This window comes from Inquilinus sp. (assembly GCF_057815775.1).
This window is the reverse complement of record NZ_JBYRFX010000557.1, coordinates 1-12927: the sequence shown is the minus strand read 5'-3', so window position 1 is coordinate 12927 and position 12927 is coordinate 1. Positions and strand designations below refer to the sequence as shown.

The window sequence follows — 12927 nt, the reverse complement described above, 5'->3', positions numbered from 1 at the left end:
GGCCCCTCGAACAGCGCTGCGGCCGGCGAGCGCTCCACCACCTTGCCGGCGTACATGACCACCACCTCGTGCGCGTGCTCCGCCACCACGCCCAGGTCGTGCGTGATCAGCAGCACGCTCATGCCCAGCTCGCGCTGCAGCGTCGAGAGCAGGTCGAGGATTTGCGCCTGGATGGTGACGTCGAGCGCGGTCGTGGGCTCGTCGGCGATCAGCAGCTTGGGCTTGCAGGCCAGCGCCATCGCGATCATCACGCGCTGGCGCATGCCGCCGGAGAAGCGGTGCGGATATTCGTGGAAGCGCGACTTGGCCGCGGGGATCCGGACCTTCTCCAAGAGCCCGATCGTCTCGGCCTCGGCCGCCGAGCGCGACAGGCCGCGATGCAGGATCAGCGCCTCGGCGATCTGGAAGCCGATGGTCAGCACCGGGTTCAGCGAGGTCATCGGCTCCTGGAAGATCATCGCGATCTCATTGCCGCGCACCCGGCGCATCTGAGCGTCGGACAGCGACAGGAGCTCGGTGCCGGCCAGCGTGATCGAGCCCTCGACCCGGCTGAAGACAGGCGGGGCCAGCTGCATGATCGACAGCGCGGTGACGCTCTTGCCCGATCCGGATTCGCCGACGATTGCCACGGTCTCGCGGGAGGCAATGTCGAAGGAGACGTCCTTGACCACCGGGTGCCATCCGCCGCCGAGTCGGAACGACGTCACCAGGTTTCTCACGGAAAGGATGGGCGTGGTCATCGCGTGCGGGACCGGGGGTCGGTGGCGTCGCGCAGTGCGTCGCCCAGGAGGTTGAGCGCCAGCACCGTCAGGAGGATTGCGAAGCTCGGGAACACGGCCAGCCACCAGGCATCGAGGATGTTCTCGAAGCCTTCGCGAATCATGCCGCCCCAGGTCGCGGCCGGCGGCGGCACGCCCAGGCCGATGAAGCTCAGAGACGCCTCGGTCCGGATGGCGGAGGCGAGCCAGAGCGAGCTGACCACGACGACGTCCGACATCATATTGGGCAGGATGTGACGGGCCATGATGCGCAGCGGCCCGCAGCCGTAGGACCGGCTGGCCTCGACGAAATCGCGCTGCTTCAGCGTGATCGTCGGGGCCCGGGCGACGCGGGCGAAGGGCGCCACCTCGGTTACCGCGATCGCGATGATCAGGTTCTCCAGGCTGGCCCCCAGCATCGCCGCGATCATCAGGCCCAGCAGCAGGGTGGGGAACGACAGCATGACGTCGAGCACGCCCATCACGATCTGGTCGACGAGCCCGCCGATATAGCCCGTGATCACGCCGATGGCGGTGCCGACCACCATCGCGATGAGAACCGAAACGAAGCCCACGATGAGCGAGATCCGGGCGCCATAGATCAGCCGCGAGAGCACGTCGCGCCCATAGCTGTCGGTGCCGAGCCAGAAGTCGGCCGAGGGTGGCTCGAACCGCGCCACGATGTTCTGCTCCAGCGGATCATACGGGGCGATCAGCGGTGCGAAGATCGCGATCAGCACAATCGCCGCGAGCAGGAAGAGCCCGAGCCAGGAGAGCCGGTTCTGCTGGAAGGCGGACAGGAACCCGCCGGATCGCTCCGGGATGGTCGCTGCGACGCTCATGAAAACTTGATCCTTGGATCGACGAGCGCATAGGCGAGATCGGTTAGTGTGTTCACTGCGATGACGCACAGGGCGAAGATGATCATGAGGCCTTGCAGCAGCGTGTAGTCGCGCGCGTTCAGCGCGCCGATGATCAGCTTGCCCAGCCCCGGTCGGTTGAAGATGATCTCGGTCAGGACCGAGTTTCCGATCAGCGTGCCGAAATAGAGGCCGACCACGGTGATGATCGGAATCAGGCTGTTGCGGAAGGCGTGCCGCCACACGAGCTGCTTCGGGCCGACGCCTTTCGCGCGGGCAGTGCGGACATAGTCTTCGTTCAGCACGCCCAGCATCGCCGCCCGGGTCACCCGCATCACATACGCCATCATGATGATGCCGAGATTGAGCGCCGGCAGCATCAGCGCCCGCAGATGATCCGCGAGCCCGGTGGCGCCGCCGATCCCGCCCAGGACCGGAAACCAGCCGAGCTGGATGGCGAAGACGATCAGCATCAGGATGCCCGAAACGAAGGCCGGGAATGACAGGCCGACCAGCGAGACGACCCGGGAGAGATAGTCGAGCCAGCCGTTCTGGCTGAGCGCCGCCGCGACGCCGAGTGGGAATGCCGGTGACCAGGCCGATCGCGATCGCGACCAGGGTCAGCTCGAGGGTCGAGGGCAGGACCAGCAGCACCTCATGGATGACCGTCCGCCCACTGCTGAGGGATTGCCCGAGATCGCCGGTCAGGACCTTGCCGATGAAGGCGAGGTATTGGACGGCCACCGGCTGGTCGAGCCCGAGCTTGCTGCGCAAGGCCGCGAGCGAGGCCGCGTTGGCCTGGTCGCCCAGGATGACCGACGCGGCGTCGCCGGGCACCAGGCGCACCAGTACGAAGATCGCTGTCAACATGATGAGCAGCGTCGGAATCGCCAGCAGCACGCGCTTCAGGAGATAGCCGATCATGCCGCGGCCCGCCCCGCCATCAGGCGCTCCGGCGCGAAACCGGCGATCTGGCGGTTGGTTCCCCCACGCACGATCAGGTCGCAGATGATGGCGCCCGCGACCGGGACCAGCTGAAAGCCGTGGCCCGAGAAGCCGAAGACATGGAACAGGCCGGGCGCGTTCGGTGAGGCGCCGATCACCGGCAGCAGGTCGCGGGTCTTGGCCTCGATCCCGGTCCAGCTGCGGGCGATGCGCACGTCCCCCACCATCGGGAACAGATCGGTTGCCGCCCGGGCGCCCCTGGCCAGTGTCGAAAAATCGACGGTGCTGCTCTGCCGGTCCAGGTCGGCGGCCCCTTGCAATCCGCCGCCAATGACGAGGGTCCCCTGGTCGGATTGCTTGAAGGAGAGGGACCGGCCGACGACGCTGACCACCGGGTCGAGCAGCGGGCCCAGCCGTTCGGTCACGATCATCATCGAGGCCTTCAGGCCGAGCTGGATCTCGTCGCCGAACAGTGCTGCGACCCGCCCGGCCCAGGCGCCGCCGGCATTGACCACGGCGGGGGCGGTGAAGCGCTGCTGCCCGCAGTTGAGCAGCCAGTCGGGCCCGTGCCGTTCGACCGCTTCCAGGCTGCAGCCCTCGATGATGGTGACGCCCGCGGCCTCGCAGGACCGGCGGAAGGCGGCGATGGTGCGATGCGGATCGGCGGCCCCATCCCGGCGCGCAATCGAGGCGCCAACGCAATGCGGGCTCAGGGCCGGCACCAGGCGGCGCAGCTCCGCGGCATCGATGATCTCTTCATGGCTGTATCCCAGGGCGCGCAGCTTCGCCTCGCGCTGGAGCAACTCGGGCCAGTGCTCCTCGAATTCGGCAACGCGGATCTGGCCGTGGGCGCGGAAGCCGCAATCGTCGCCGACGATGCCGGCGATCCCATGCCATATCTCCATCGCCTCGAGCGAGATCGGCACCTCGGCCAAGTCGCGCCCCAGCGTGCGGACCCCGGCGGCGGTGGCGCCGGAGGCATGCCGCCCGACCCAGGACCGTTCCAGCACGACGATGCGCCGGCGGGCCCGCGCCAGATGAAGGGCGGCCGACAGGCCGTGCAGGCCGCCACCGATCACCGCGATATCGAAGCCCTGCGCGGTCATGCGGCCGACTCCGTCTCGTCGAGGCTGGCGAGCTCGCCGAGAGTCACGGGCTTCAGCGGCGGCCGGATGCGATAGAAGCCGACATCAGCGACCGGGCGGTCCTGCACCGCCGCGATGAGGTGCATCACGGGGTAGCCGCATTGCCGGCCCTGGCACGGCCCCATGCCGGCCCGGGTGAAGGCCTTGAGCTGGTTGGGGCCGGGCCGCCCCAGCGCCGCGCGGGCGCGGATGTCGCCGGCCGTGACCTCCTCGCAGCGGCAGACGATCGCCTCGTCGGCCGGCGCGAAGACCTGTGGCCGGGGCGCGAACAGCGCGTCGAGGAACGGACGCAGCGCCAGTTCGCGCTTCAGGTTCCGGCGTAGCGGGCGCGCCTCATCCTCGGCCGCAGCCTCCTTGAGCCCACCGAGCTTGACCGCCGCCCGCAGCCCGGCCAGGGCGCCGCGCAGCTCCGCCGCGTGGGCGCCGCCGATGCCGGCGCCGTCGCCGGCAACGAAAACGCCGGGCTGCGAGGTCTCGCCCCAAGCGTCGAGGGCCGGGGCATAGCAGTGCTGGTCCGCCCGCCATTCGACGGCGCAGCCGAGGGCCAGCGGGGCATGAATGCTGGGCACCACACCCTCGTGGACCAGCAAGATTTCGGCGGGAACGGTTGCCTCACGGCCATCCCAGGTGCGATAGCGCAACCCCTGGAGCCGACCCTCTCCTTCGGCCGCAAGCTCGGTGACATGGCGGACCACCGGAACGCCGGCCCGCTTCAGTGTCCGCGTCCAGGCGAGGCCCTTGGCGAGGTCGCCGACGCGGCCGAGCGCCCGTGGCAGATGCCGTAGGGCCGCTGCCAAGCGGCCGGGCGGGGTGGTGTCCAGGAAGCCGGAGATCCTGCCCCCGGCGGCCAGAAGCTGGGTCATGTAGAGCAGCGGCAGCGGTCCCGAGCCGGCGATCCAGACCGGCTTCTCTGGCACCTGGTTGGCGGTCTTGAGCAGGATCTGCGCTGCACCGACGGTCAGGACGCCCGGCAGCGTCCATCCCGGGAACGGCGCTGGCCGCTCCTGGGCGCCGGTCGCGAGGATGACCGCCTTCGCTGTGACGATGCGGGCCTTGCGCTCCTGCGTCAGGAAGGCGCGGAATCCCGGCTCGACCTGCCAGAGCTGGCAACCCGGCTCATACGTCGCGCCGCATGCCCGGAAAGCGGCGGCCCGCTCGGCCCCCATGCGATAGGCCGCGCCCAGGCGGGCACCGCGCGGCGTGGCGGCGACGGTCTCCACTGCGCGCCAGATCTGTCCGCCCGGTGCCGGCTGGTCGTCGACCACGAGGACGGTCAGTCCGTGGCGCCGGGCCGCGACCGCGGCGGCCATGCCGGCCGGGCCGGCCCCGACGATCAGGAGATCGAACCCGGTCATGCCGTGAACGCCCTTCGGCCCTGCTGGCGCGTGACGCGCATCCCGGCCCTGACCGGCGTCAGGCAGGTCTGCACCGAGGCGACGCCGTCGACTTCGGCCAGGCAATCGAAGCACACGCCCATCAGGCAATAGGGCGAGCGCCGGTTGCCCGAAACCGGCGTGGTCCGGGACCAGGGCTGGGCTTGCCGCAGCAGGACGCTCGCGACGCTCTCCCCGGCCTCGGCCGTCACTTCGGCTCCATCGATCGTGATCGTCACGGCATCGGGGCCGGGGTCATGCAGCTTGCGGAACATCGAAACGGCTCTGGTGGAAGGGGGAAAGGGTGTCCGGCAAAGTGCCGGCGGCGATGGCATCGGCGAGGCCGTCGGCATGGAAGGCCGCGAGCGTCACGCCGGAATGGCAGAGGGCCACGAAGGCGCCGGGGCGGCTCTCGGACTCCGCGTAGACCGGGTAGCTGTCGGGCGTCATGACCCGCAGCCCCGCCCATTGCCGTACCAGCGCGGCCTCCGCCAGCGCTGGTACGGTGCGCAGCGCCTTGCGGCTGAGACGTGCGGCAGCGTCGCCAGTCGTCGATGTGTCATAGCCGACCTCTTCGTTGGTCGCCCCGATCATGACCGTGCCATCCGCGGTCTGGCGCAGGCCGCTTGCCGGCAGGGGCAGGAACGGCGCCAGCCGCTCGGTGACGAGGATCTGCCCGCGCTGCGGCCGCAACGGTATGTCCAGCCCGACCTGCCGCGCCAAAGCCGGCGCCCCGAGTCCGGCCGCAATGACGATGCGCGGGGCGACGATGATCTCCGCGCCGACGACCAGGCGGAAATCCGGTCCGGCGGTTCCGATTTCGCGCACCGCAGCGTTGCTGCGAACCTGGCCGCCGAGCCGGATCACGGCGGCATGCAGCGCGGACAGAAGCCGCAGGGGATTGGCGTGACCGTCGAGGCGGCCGAAGCTCGCCCCGGCAACCTCCGGCCCGAGCGTCACCCGGGGCAGCAGCCGTTCCAGCGCCGGCCGGTCCAGCATCTCCCAATCCGGCTCGCCGCCATCCCATTGGTTGTGCAGTCGCTGCAGCGTCGCGCGACGCTTGTCGAACGCGTCAGCGCCCAGGCAGAACGCCAGCCCGCCATTCTGCTCGTAGCAGAGGCTGGTGCCGACTTGCGCCTCGAGCCCGTCGGCGAAACCGCGCCACCCGCTGACGCTCTGTCGCGTCAGCGCCTGATAAGCCGGCATACCCAGGCCTTTGCCCTGCAGCCAGACCAGGCCGAAATTGGCACGCGCGGCGCGGAAATCACCATCGCCGCCGTCGAGCAGCAGGGTGCGCTCACCCCGCGTGGCGAGGCCGTATGCGATGGCCGCGCCGACCGTGCCTCCCCCAATCACGACGATGTCGGGCCGCATGCAATTCTCCCTTGCCAGTTTTGAGGCTAGGGCTCCATGCTCCATTCCGTCCAAGTCGTTTTCCTCTGCTTTGTATTCTGAATGGTTATGATATGCCGCGTCGGATCAATCTCAGGCAGATCGAGGCCTTCAAGGCGGTGATCGAGCACGGCACGGTCAGCCGGGCCGCCGAGATGCTGAACATTTCCCAGCCGGCAATGAGCAAGCTGATCGCCCATCTGGAGGACGATGCGGGCCTCAGGCTGTTCGACCGGCTGAAGGGGCGGTTGGCCCCGACCCGCCGCGGGATGCGGCTCTATGAAGAGATCGACCGCATCTTCGCCGGGGTCCGGCAGGTCGAGAATGCCATCGACACGATCCGTCGCGACGAGCAGGGGCGGCTGCTGATCGGCGTGATGCCGGCGCTGTCCGGCTCATTCATCCAGCAGGCGACCAGCAACTTCCTCGCCCGCCAGCCGGATGTGTTCTGTTCGATCCAATCGCGTAGCTCGCAATGGATCACGGACGGCCTAGTCACGCACAAGCTCGATGTCGGGCTGGTCATCGCGCCGATCGACAACCCCTACATCGTGGCGGAACCGATGATGGGGCACCCCGTCGTCTGCATCCTGCCGCTGGGCCATCCGCTCGCGACGAAGACCGTGATCACGCCACCCGACCTGGTCGGCGTGCCCTTCGTCTCGTTCGATCCGGAAAGCCACACCAGCCAGCGCGTCGCGGGCGCGCTGCGGGCCCATGATGTCGAGCCCAACACCGTCATGGTGGTCAATGTGTCGCCGACTCTGTGCGAATTCGTCGCCGCCGGCGTCGGCGTTTCGCTGGTGCACCCGCTGATCGTCGGCGGCCTGCGCCAGAAGCTCGCGGTCCGCCGCTTCGAGCCGACCATCCAGCTCGATTTCCAGCTCTGCCGGATCCGCGACAGCCGGAACGCCCGGCTGGTCGACACCTATATGGAGGTGACGCGCGAGACCGCCGCGGCGATCTCGCGCACGATCCTGAGCGAGGCCTGACGCTCGCCCGCGTCGATCAATTCACTGCGGCTTCACCGTGGTCGTCTCGGTGATCGGGGGCGCCAGATTCATCGCGCCCTGGAGGTCATAGCCATAGTCAAGCCGATCGCTGTGGACCCACACCTGGCGCAATTCGAACAGCGGCACGGCGCAGACATCATCCATGATCTTCCGCTGCGCCTCCTTCCACATCGCTTTCTGGGTCTCGGCGTCGGAGGCCGTCCGCGCGCCCTCGATCTCGGCATCGGCGACGGCGCAATGCGAGAAGTTGGTCGCCGCGGTCGGCGTGCCGACGATCGCCTTGGAATGGAAGAACTCGCTGAGATAGGTGTCGGCGATCGGGAACCGCGCCGCCCCGTAGAAGACCAGCGCACTCAGATCCTTGCGGACCTGGCTCTGATAGGTCGGGTGATCGACGACCTGCATCTCCATCTTGATCCCGGCCTTGGCCAGCTGCGCCTGGATGACCTCCATGATCGGCTGCTGGGCCGAAACGTTGGAGACGATCGCCTTCAGGGTGATGCCGTCGGGATGGCCGGCCTCGGCCAACAGCGCCTTGGCCTTGGCGAGGTCGAACGCATAGGCGCCGGGGCAATCCTCGCCGAGATAGCCCGGCGGCACGATCGAGCAGCCCTTGGGCGCCACGTCCTTGCCGACGAAGCGGACGAGGTCGTCGACATTGACCGCCGCGGCGATCGCCTGGCGCACCCGGAGGTCGTCGAGCGGCGGGATGCTCTGGTTGATGTGCAGCAGCCGATATTCGCCCGGCCGGAAGATGTCGACGTTGAAGCCCTGCCGCCGCCGCGCGGAATCGACCCAGCGCTGCTCCCGCTTGCCGTCCATGAGGTCGAGTTCGCCCGAGGCGAAGGCCAGTTCGCGCGCGCTGTCGGACGGGATGTTGCGCACGATGATCGTGTCGATCTTGGGCTTGCCGCGAAAATAGGACGGGTTGGCGGCGAGCTTCACATATTGCTGCGTCACCTGTTCGACGAATGCGAACGGGCCCGTGCCCACGGGGTGATGGCCAAAATCGTCGCCGAACTTTTCGGCGGCCTTCTGGCTGATGATGTTGCCGCCGTGATAATTCGAGACCCGGCCGAGGAAGCTCACATCCGGGTATTTCAGCGTGATCCTGACCGTGTCGTCGTCGAGCTTGGCGACGGTTTCGACACCGGCGAAATCCGTGGCAAAGGTCGAGCGTTTCGGGTCGGCGGCTCGGGTCAGCGAATAGACCACGTCGTCTGCCGTGAGGTCGCCCCAATCGCCCTGGAACTTCACCCCCTTGCGCAGATGGAAGGTCCAGGCCTTGCCGTCGGCGGAGACCTCCCAGCGTTCGGCGAGATCGGGCTCGAGATCGTTCGGGTCGGCGCTGCCGGGCTTGAAACGAACCAGGCCGTTGTACATCCAGCCAACCAGCGTCATGTCGCCGGTGGCGCTGGCGCGATGGGGATCCAGGGTGGAGACGTCGCCCGAACCGACGCCGACCTGGAGGACGCTGTCCTCCGCCGAGGCCGGCAGGGGCAGCCAGAGCACGCACAACAAACCGGCGATCCGAGCCGCGACTTTTAGCATGCCGACACCCCCCAATCCGAAGAATTTGAGGCAAAGCATCATCAGGCGGCGAACGGTCTGTCCAAGTCGAAAATGGAAGACTTCATTCGCTGGGGTTATACCTGATACCGAGACCCGATCGCGCTCGCACCAACGATGCTCGCTCGGCAAAAAGCACCTCCGCGAGCATCGTGATGAGCGAGAAGGCTTCAGTTGGAGGCGACGGCAGTACCGGCAGGTCATGCCCCTGTGGCCGTTGGATCACGGTGATGGTTGTTACTCCTCTGCGGGGCCGGAGCGCCCAACCAACGGATTTCGGGCGGAGGCCATGACCGCACCGCGGCACAACTGCCTCCGCCCGGTTTTGCCCGGATCAGCCGTTGTGCCTTCTTCGGGCAGGCTCTTTCTGGTCAAAAATGTGCCGCCTAGACAGATTCAGGCGGGCAAACTTGGCTAGAGCGGCCGTAATCCGCCATGTCCGCTTCGCGGAACCATCGCGATGTCCGGAAATGGCGCCAACCGGAACAAGCCAGCTACTGAGCAAGGCTATGCTACGCAGCCAGTCGCGGAACCCTGCTCTCAGCCAATCGCAAGAATCGTTGGTTGCGCGTCCGCACAACCTCCCTCTCCTACGCCCCAAATCCCCAGGCACGCCGAAGCACGATTCGAATCCCTTCGCCCGCTCCATTTCTCCCAGGAAAATCGGTACGTTATTGTAGCGCGCCAAATGGCTTGACCCTTTGCGCCACCTGCTTTGATCCCGGCAAATTGACCGCTTGTGGGGTGTCGCGCTGGTTCGATTAAGTCCGCAACACCAGCCTGTCCGAGACCATCCACCACGGCAGATCTTGATCCGCGGGATTGCCCGCCACTTAGGATGAAGCTCCGTGTCGACGCGGAGTTTCACCGCTGGACGGTGCCGTGATCGGCCGGCCTGGAATATCCGGAGATCCCGCGCCGGCGAGGTGATGCGTATAGTGGTGCGCTCCGCCTATGCTGTCGAAGGGCGGGCCCGGGCCCGCCCTTCGATCCAGAGTTATCGAACAGACCAGACCTTAGTGGCAGGCAAACCGGCAGATGGCGACCTGAACGCCTTCGGTCTTGCTGCTGGTGGACTTGGCGGTCGTGTTGTCGCTTGCGACGCCGCTCATTCCGAGCATCCACTCCCTGTGCGTGGGCTCAATCCGCTTGGACGTCTCACCGGTCGAAGCGATGGCGCTGGTAGAGAGAGCGATCAAGCCAAAGGCGGCGATCATCATGGACTTATACATTGTCGTTTCCTCCAGATATTGCATTTTCTGCGTTTCCAGTGAGTTTGTTTACTCTGACTGGACGCCAATATATTGGCGTCGACAGAAAGCCGGCGCTACTGAATTCCGACGGTTTACTGCTCAGATCGACCTACATTTGAAAGGTCTTTCTTACATCCGAAATTTGTCGGATAGGCAGTGAAAGGAAAGCGACGTCGGTATCAGGGCGACGCCTGCCTTGCCGTGCTGCGCATCTCTCGCTGATCGAGGCAACATCCGGGACGTCCCGTTCTGCCGAATCGGCGGGCCGGCCTGAGCACTTCGACCCAAAGACTGTGCCCGCCGGGTGACGTGAGAGATTGGGCTAAAGAACCCAATTGCGTTCTCCGTCCACAGCCTCCGCGCCGGCATGATGATCGCGGCCAATCTCAAGGCATGCCGCTGGCGCCGGCGATGCAAAGCAGGTGCTGACAAGCGCGGCGAGACCCAGCGATTACCATCGACGCCCCCGGTTGTGGCAAGGAAATCTCACCGAGACATTGTCGTGAGACGAATGGGGCAGGGGACGTGGCAACATGTCGTCCTCTGCGGCGCCGAGGCAACGCCGCGGGCGCCGGAGCCGCCGGCGGAATACCCGTCCCCTATATGCGGAGCAGCGCCTTGGCGAAGTCGATCGGGCTCGGCCCGCGGCGTGCGAATGCTGCGTCGCCGCGGGCTCGGAAAACCCCCGCCGCCAGGTCGGCCTGATCAACCCTTGGGGAGCGGCGGTGGATCATTGCCGCCGGCTTTCCAGGCCCGGCAATCGTGTTCGGGGGCAGAATCCATCATTTTCGGCTCATCCCCTCTGCCGAGGGGTTCCGGGCTCGTCCGGGCCGGACATCCACTTGGAGCGATATCCGGCCGTGCCATTCCGTCATCGCCTCGCACGGTGCCGGGGCGGGCTCTCCGGCGTGATGCCGGCTGTGTCGTCCGGCCCAGGTCAGTTCGGCCTTGCCTCGGCCTATCGGGATTCCACCCGCAGCAGGGCCACGAGCTTGCGATCGATCTTGCCAGCGCCGTTGCGCGGGACCTGGTCTATCGGAAAGAGATCCTCCGGCAGCTTGTAGTCTGCCAGGAGTGGCCGGATATCGGATCGGATCCGCTCGATTGCGCCCGGATTCTCCCTGTCGGCGAGAACGATGAAGGCCACGACGCGCTGGCCCAGGACCGGGTCTGGTAGACCAGCGACCGCAGCATCGCGGATGGCAGGGTGGCCGAGCAGCACATGCTCGACTTCAATCGGGGAGATATTGGATCCGGCCCGGACGATCAGATCCTTGGTGCGGGAGACGAACCAGAAATTGCCATGGCCGTCTTCACGCATCTGATCGCCGCTCGGATACCATCCATTCGGAAAGCCATCCCAGCATCCGGGACCTGTCCAGTACCCCAATGCAATATGCGGCCCGCGCAGCCAGGCTTCGCCGACCTCCCCGGTCGGCACTGGCCGGCCTTCGCCGTCGACCACGCGGGTCTCGACGCCGGTGGCCGGCCGACTCACCGGGCCTGGCACCAGCCCGTAGGTGAAAGATCCGGTCGCTTCGCTCGACGCCCAGAAGCTGCGCAGCGGAAGCCCGAAGAGTCTCGAGAACTCCTCCTGTTGCCCTGGCAGGCAAACGTCTCCCGCAGCGGCACAGAGGGACAGGGAGCTGACATCGCGTTGCTTCTGGCGCTGGTGGTCCATCAGATACATGAAGGAGGTGGGGAGGCCGAGAAGCACCGTGCAGCGCTCACGCTCGATGCCATCAAGAATCCCGCTGGGATCGGTGGCGTCGAGGAGGATTTCGGTGACCCCATGGCGCAAGGCCGCCAGCGCCAGCCTGATGCCGGATGAATGCACCATTGGCACAAAATGCCCGACGCGATCGTTCGGCCCGCAGAACAGCATCTCGGCCATGTTGTCGGAACTGACACGCAACCCCCCGTGGCTGTGCACGACGAGCTTCGGTTGCCCGGTGGTGCCGGACGTCGATAGCAGCAGAGCGGGGCAGTCCGACCCAGGCGCCGAAAAGCCATCGCTTGGCGGCTTGCACCGAAGATCCGTCCAGTCGCGGGCCCCGGCAGGGCCGCAAGAGCCGATAAGGAACCGGCCGGTGTGCGAAAGCACATCGTCTTCGAGGCCCGACACCAGCTCGTAAAGGCTCGCATCGCCGAAATAGAGCATCGGACGAATCCGCCGCAGCATGGCCTCGAGTTCGGCAGATTTGAAGCGCAGGTTCAGAGGGACGGCGATTGCCCCCACAGCGAAGCATGCCATGAACAAGAGGAGGATCTCCGGCCCGTTCCGAAGATGCAAAGCGATGCGGTCCCCCGGCTTGACGCCAGCTGCAACGAACCCCGCGGCCAACTGCGCCGCCGCCGCCGCCACACGGCCTCTCGTCCATGTCTCGCCGGCAGTGACAAGGGCGACGGCATTCTTCGACAGCCCGGGCAACGAAAGCGGCAGGCTGCCATCTGATCCAAGGAATTTCAGCATCTCGTTGTTCTCTGTGTGATCGGATCTGAGCGTAAGCAATTATTTCTCCGTAATAATTGGAGGAGATTGGAGAATAATTCCCGGAAGTTACAAATCAATAACCGATCGTCATTCCTGTTGTTACTCATGTAATACGGGGGGAATTA

At 66.4% G+C, this 12927-nt stretch carries 9 protein-coding genes and 3 pseudogenes; 1 reads left to right on the top strand and 11 read right to left on the bottom strand.

Annotated elements, in window-relative coordinates; all coding sequences use genetic code 11:
* The 8 genes and pseudogenes from AC3XYG_RS19420 to AC3XYG_RS19385 form a co-directional block, all read right to left on the bottom strand.
* A partial coding sequence (locus AC3XYG_RS19420; RefSeq protein WP_489141504.1) for an ATP-binding cassette domain-containing protein occupies positions 1–707 on the bottom strand: 707 nt, incomplete at its 3' end.
* A 29-nt stretch (positions 708–736) separates the two neighbouring features.
* Positions 737–1543 (bottom strand): annotated as a pseudogene (locus AC3XYG_RS19415) (ABC transporter permease); the annotation flags it as partial.
* Positions 1544–1596: 53 nt separating this feature from the next.
* Positions 1597–2190, bottom strand: a pseudogene (locus AC3XYG_RS19410) (ABC transporter permease); the annotation flags it as partial.
* Between the two features lie 184 nt (positions 2191–2374).
* Positions 2375–2488: pseudogene (locus AC3XYG_RS19405) on the bottom strand (ABC transporter permease); the annotation flags it as partial.
* Between the two features lie 50 nt (positions 2489–2538).
* Positions 2539–3669, bottom strand: a complete 1131-nt coding sequence (locus AC3XYG_RS19400) for an NAD(P)/FAD-dependent oxidoreductase (protein ID WP_489141503.1) — start codon at positions 3667–3669, stop codon at positions 2539–2541.
* Positions 3666–5063, bottom strand: coding sequence for an FAD-dependent oxidoreductase (locus AC3XYG_RS19395; protein ID WP_489141502.1), 1398 nt, complete (start codon positions 5061–5063; stop codon positions 3666–3668). The genes AC3XYG_RS19400 and AC3XYG_RS19395 overlap by 4 nt, the downstream gene beginning before the upstream one ends.
* Positions 5060–5356, bottom strand: a complete 297-nt coding sequence (locus tag AC3XYG_RS19390; RefSeq protein ID WP_489141501.1) for a (2Fe-2S)-binding protein — start codon at positions 5354–5356, stop codon at positions 5060–5062. The genes AC3XYG_RS19395 and AC3XYG_RS19390 overlap by 4 nt, the downstream gene beginning before the upstream one ends.
* A complete protein-coding gene (locus AC3XYG_RS19385) occupies positions 5337–6455 on the bottom strand; it encodes an NAD(P)/FAD-dependent oxidoreductase (RefSeq protein WP_489141500.1) in 1119 nt (372 codons plus the stop codon). The genes AC3XYG_RS19390 and AC3XYG_RS19385 overlap by 20 nt, the downstream gene beginning before the upstream one ends.
* A gap of 92 nt (positions 6456–6547) precedes the next feature.
* Here AC3XYG_RS19385 and AC3XYG_RS19380 point away from each other — a divergent pair, with 92 nt between their 5' ends.
* Positions 6548–7465, top strand: coding sequence for a LysR substrate-binding domain-containing protein (locus AC3XYG_RS19380; RefSeq protein WP_489141499.1), 918 nt, complete (start codon positions 6548–6550; stop codon positions 7463–7465).
* Between the two features lie 21 nt (positions 7466–7486).
* Here AC3XYG_RS19380 and AC3XYG_RS19375 read toward each other — a convergent pair whose 3' ends face one another.
* The 3 genes from AC3XYG_RS19375 to AC3XYG_RS19365 all read right to left on the bottom strand — a co-directional run bounded on the left by AC3XYG_RS19375 (position 7487) and on the right by AC3XYG_RS19365 (position 12781).
* Complete coding sequence (locus tag AC3XYG_RS19375; protein WP_489141498.1) at positions 7487–8998, bottom strand: ABC transporter substrate-binding protein; 1512 nt, start codon at positions 8996–8998, stop codon at positions 7487–7489.
* A 1073-nt stretch (positions 8999–10071) separates the two neighbouring features.
* Complete coding sequence (locus tag AC3XYG_RS19370; protein WP_489141497.1) at positions 10072–10311, bottom strand: hypothetical protein; 240 nt, start codon at positions 10309–10311, stop codon at positions 10072–10074.
* A gap of 955 nt (positions 10312–11266) precedes the next feature.
* On the bottom strand, positions 11267–12781 hold the full coding sequence (locus AC3XYG_RS19365) for a class I adenylate-forming enzyme family protein (RefSeq protein WP_489141496.1): 1515 nt from the start codon (positions 12779–12781) through the stop codon (positions 11267–11269).
* Between the last annotated feature and the right edge of the window lie 146 nt (positions 12782–12927).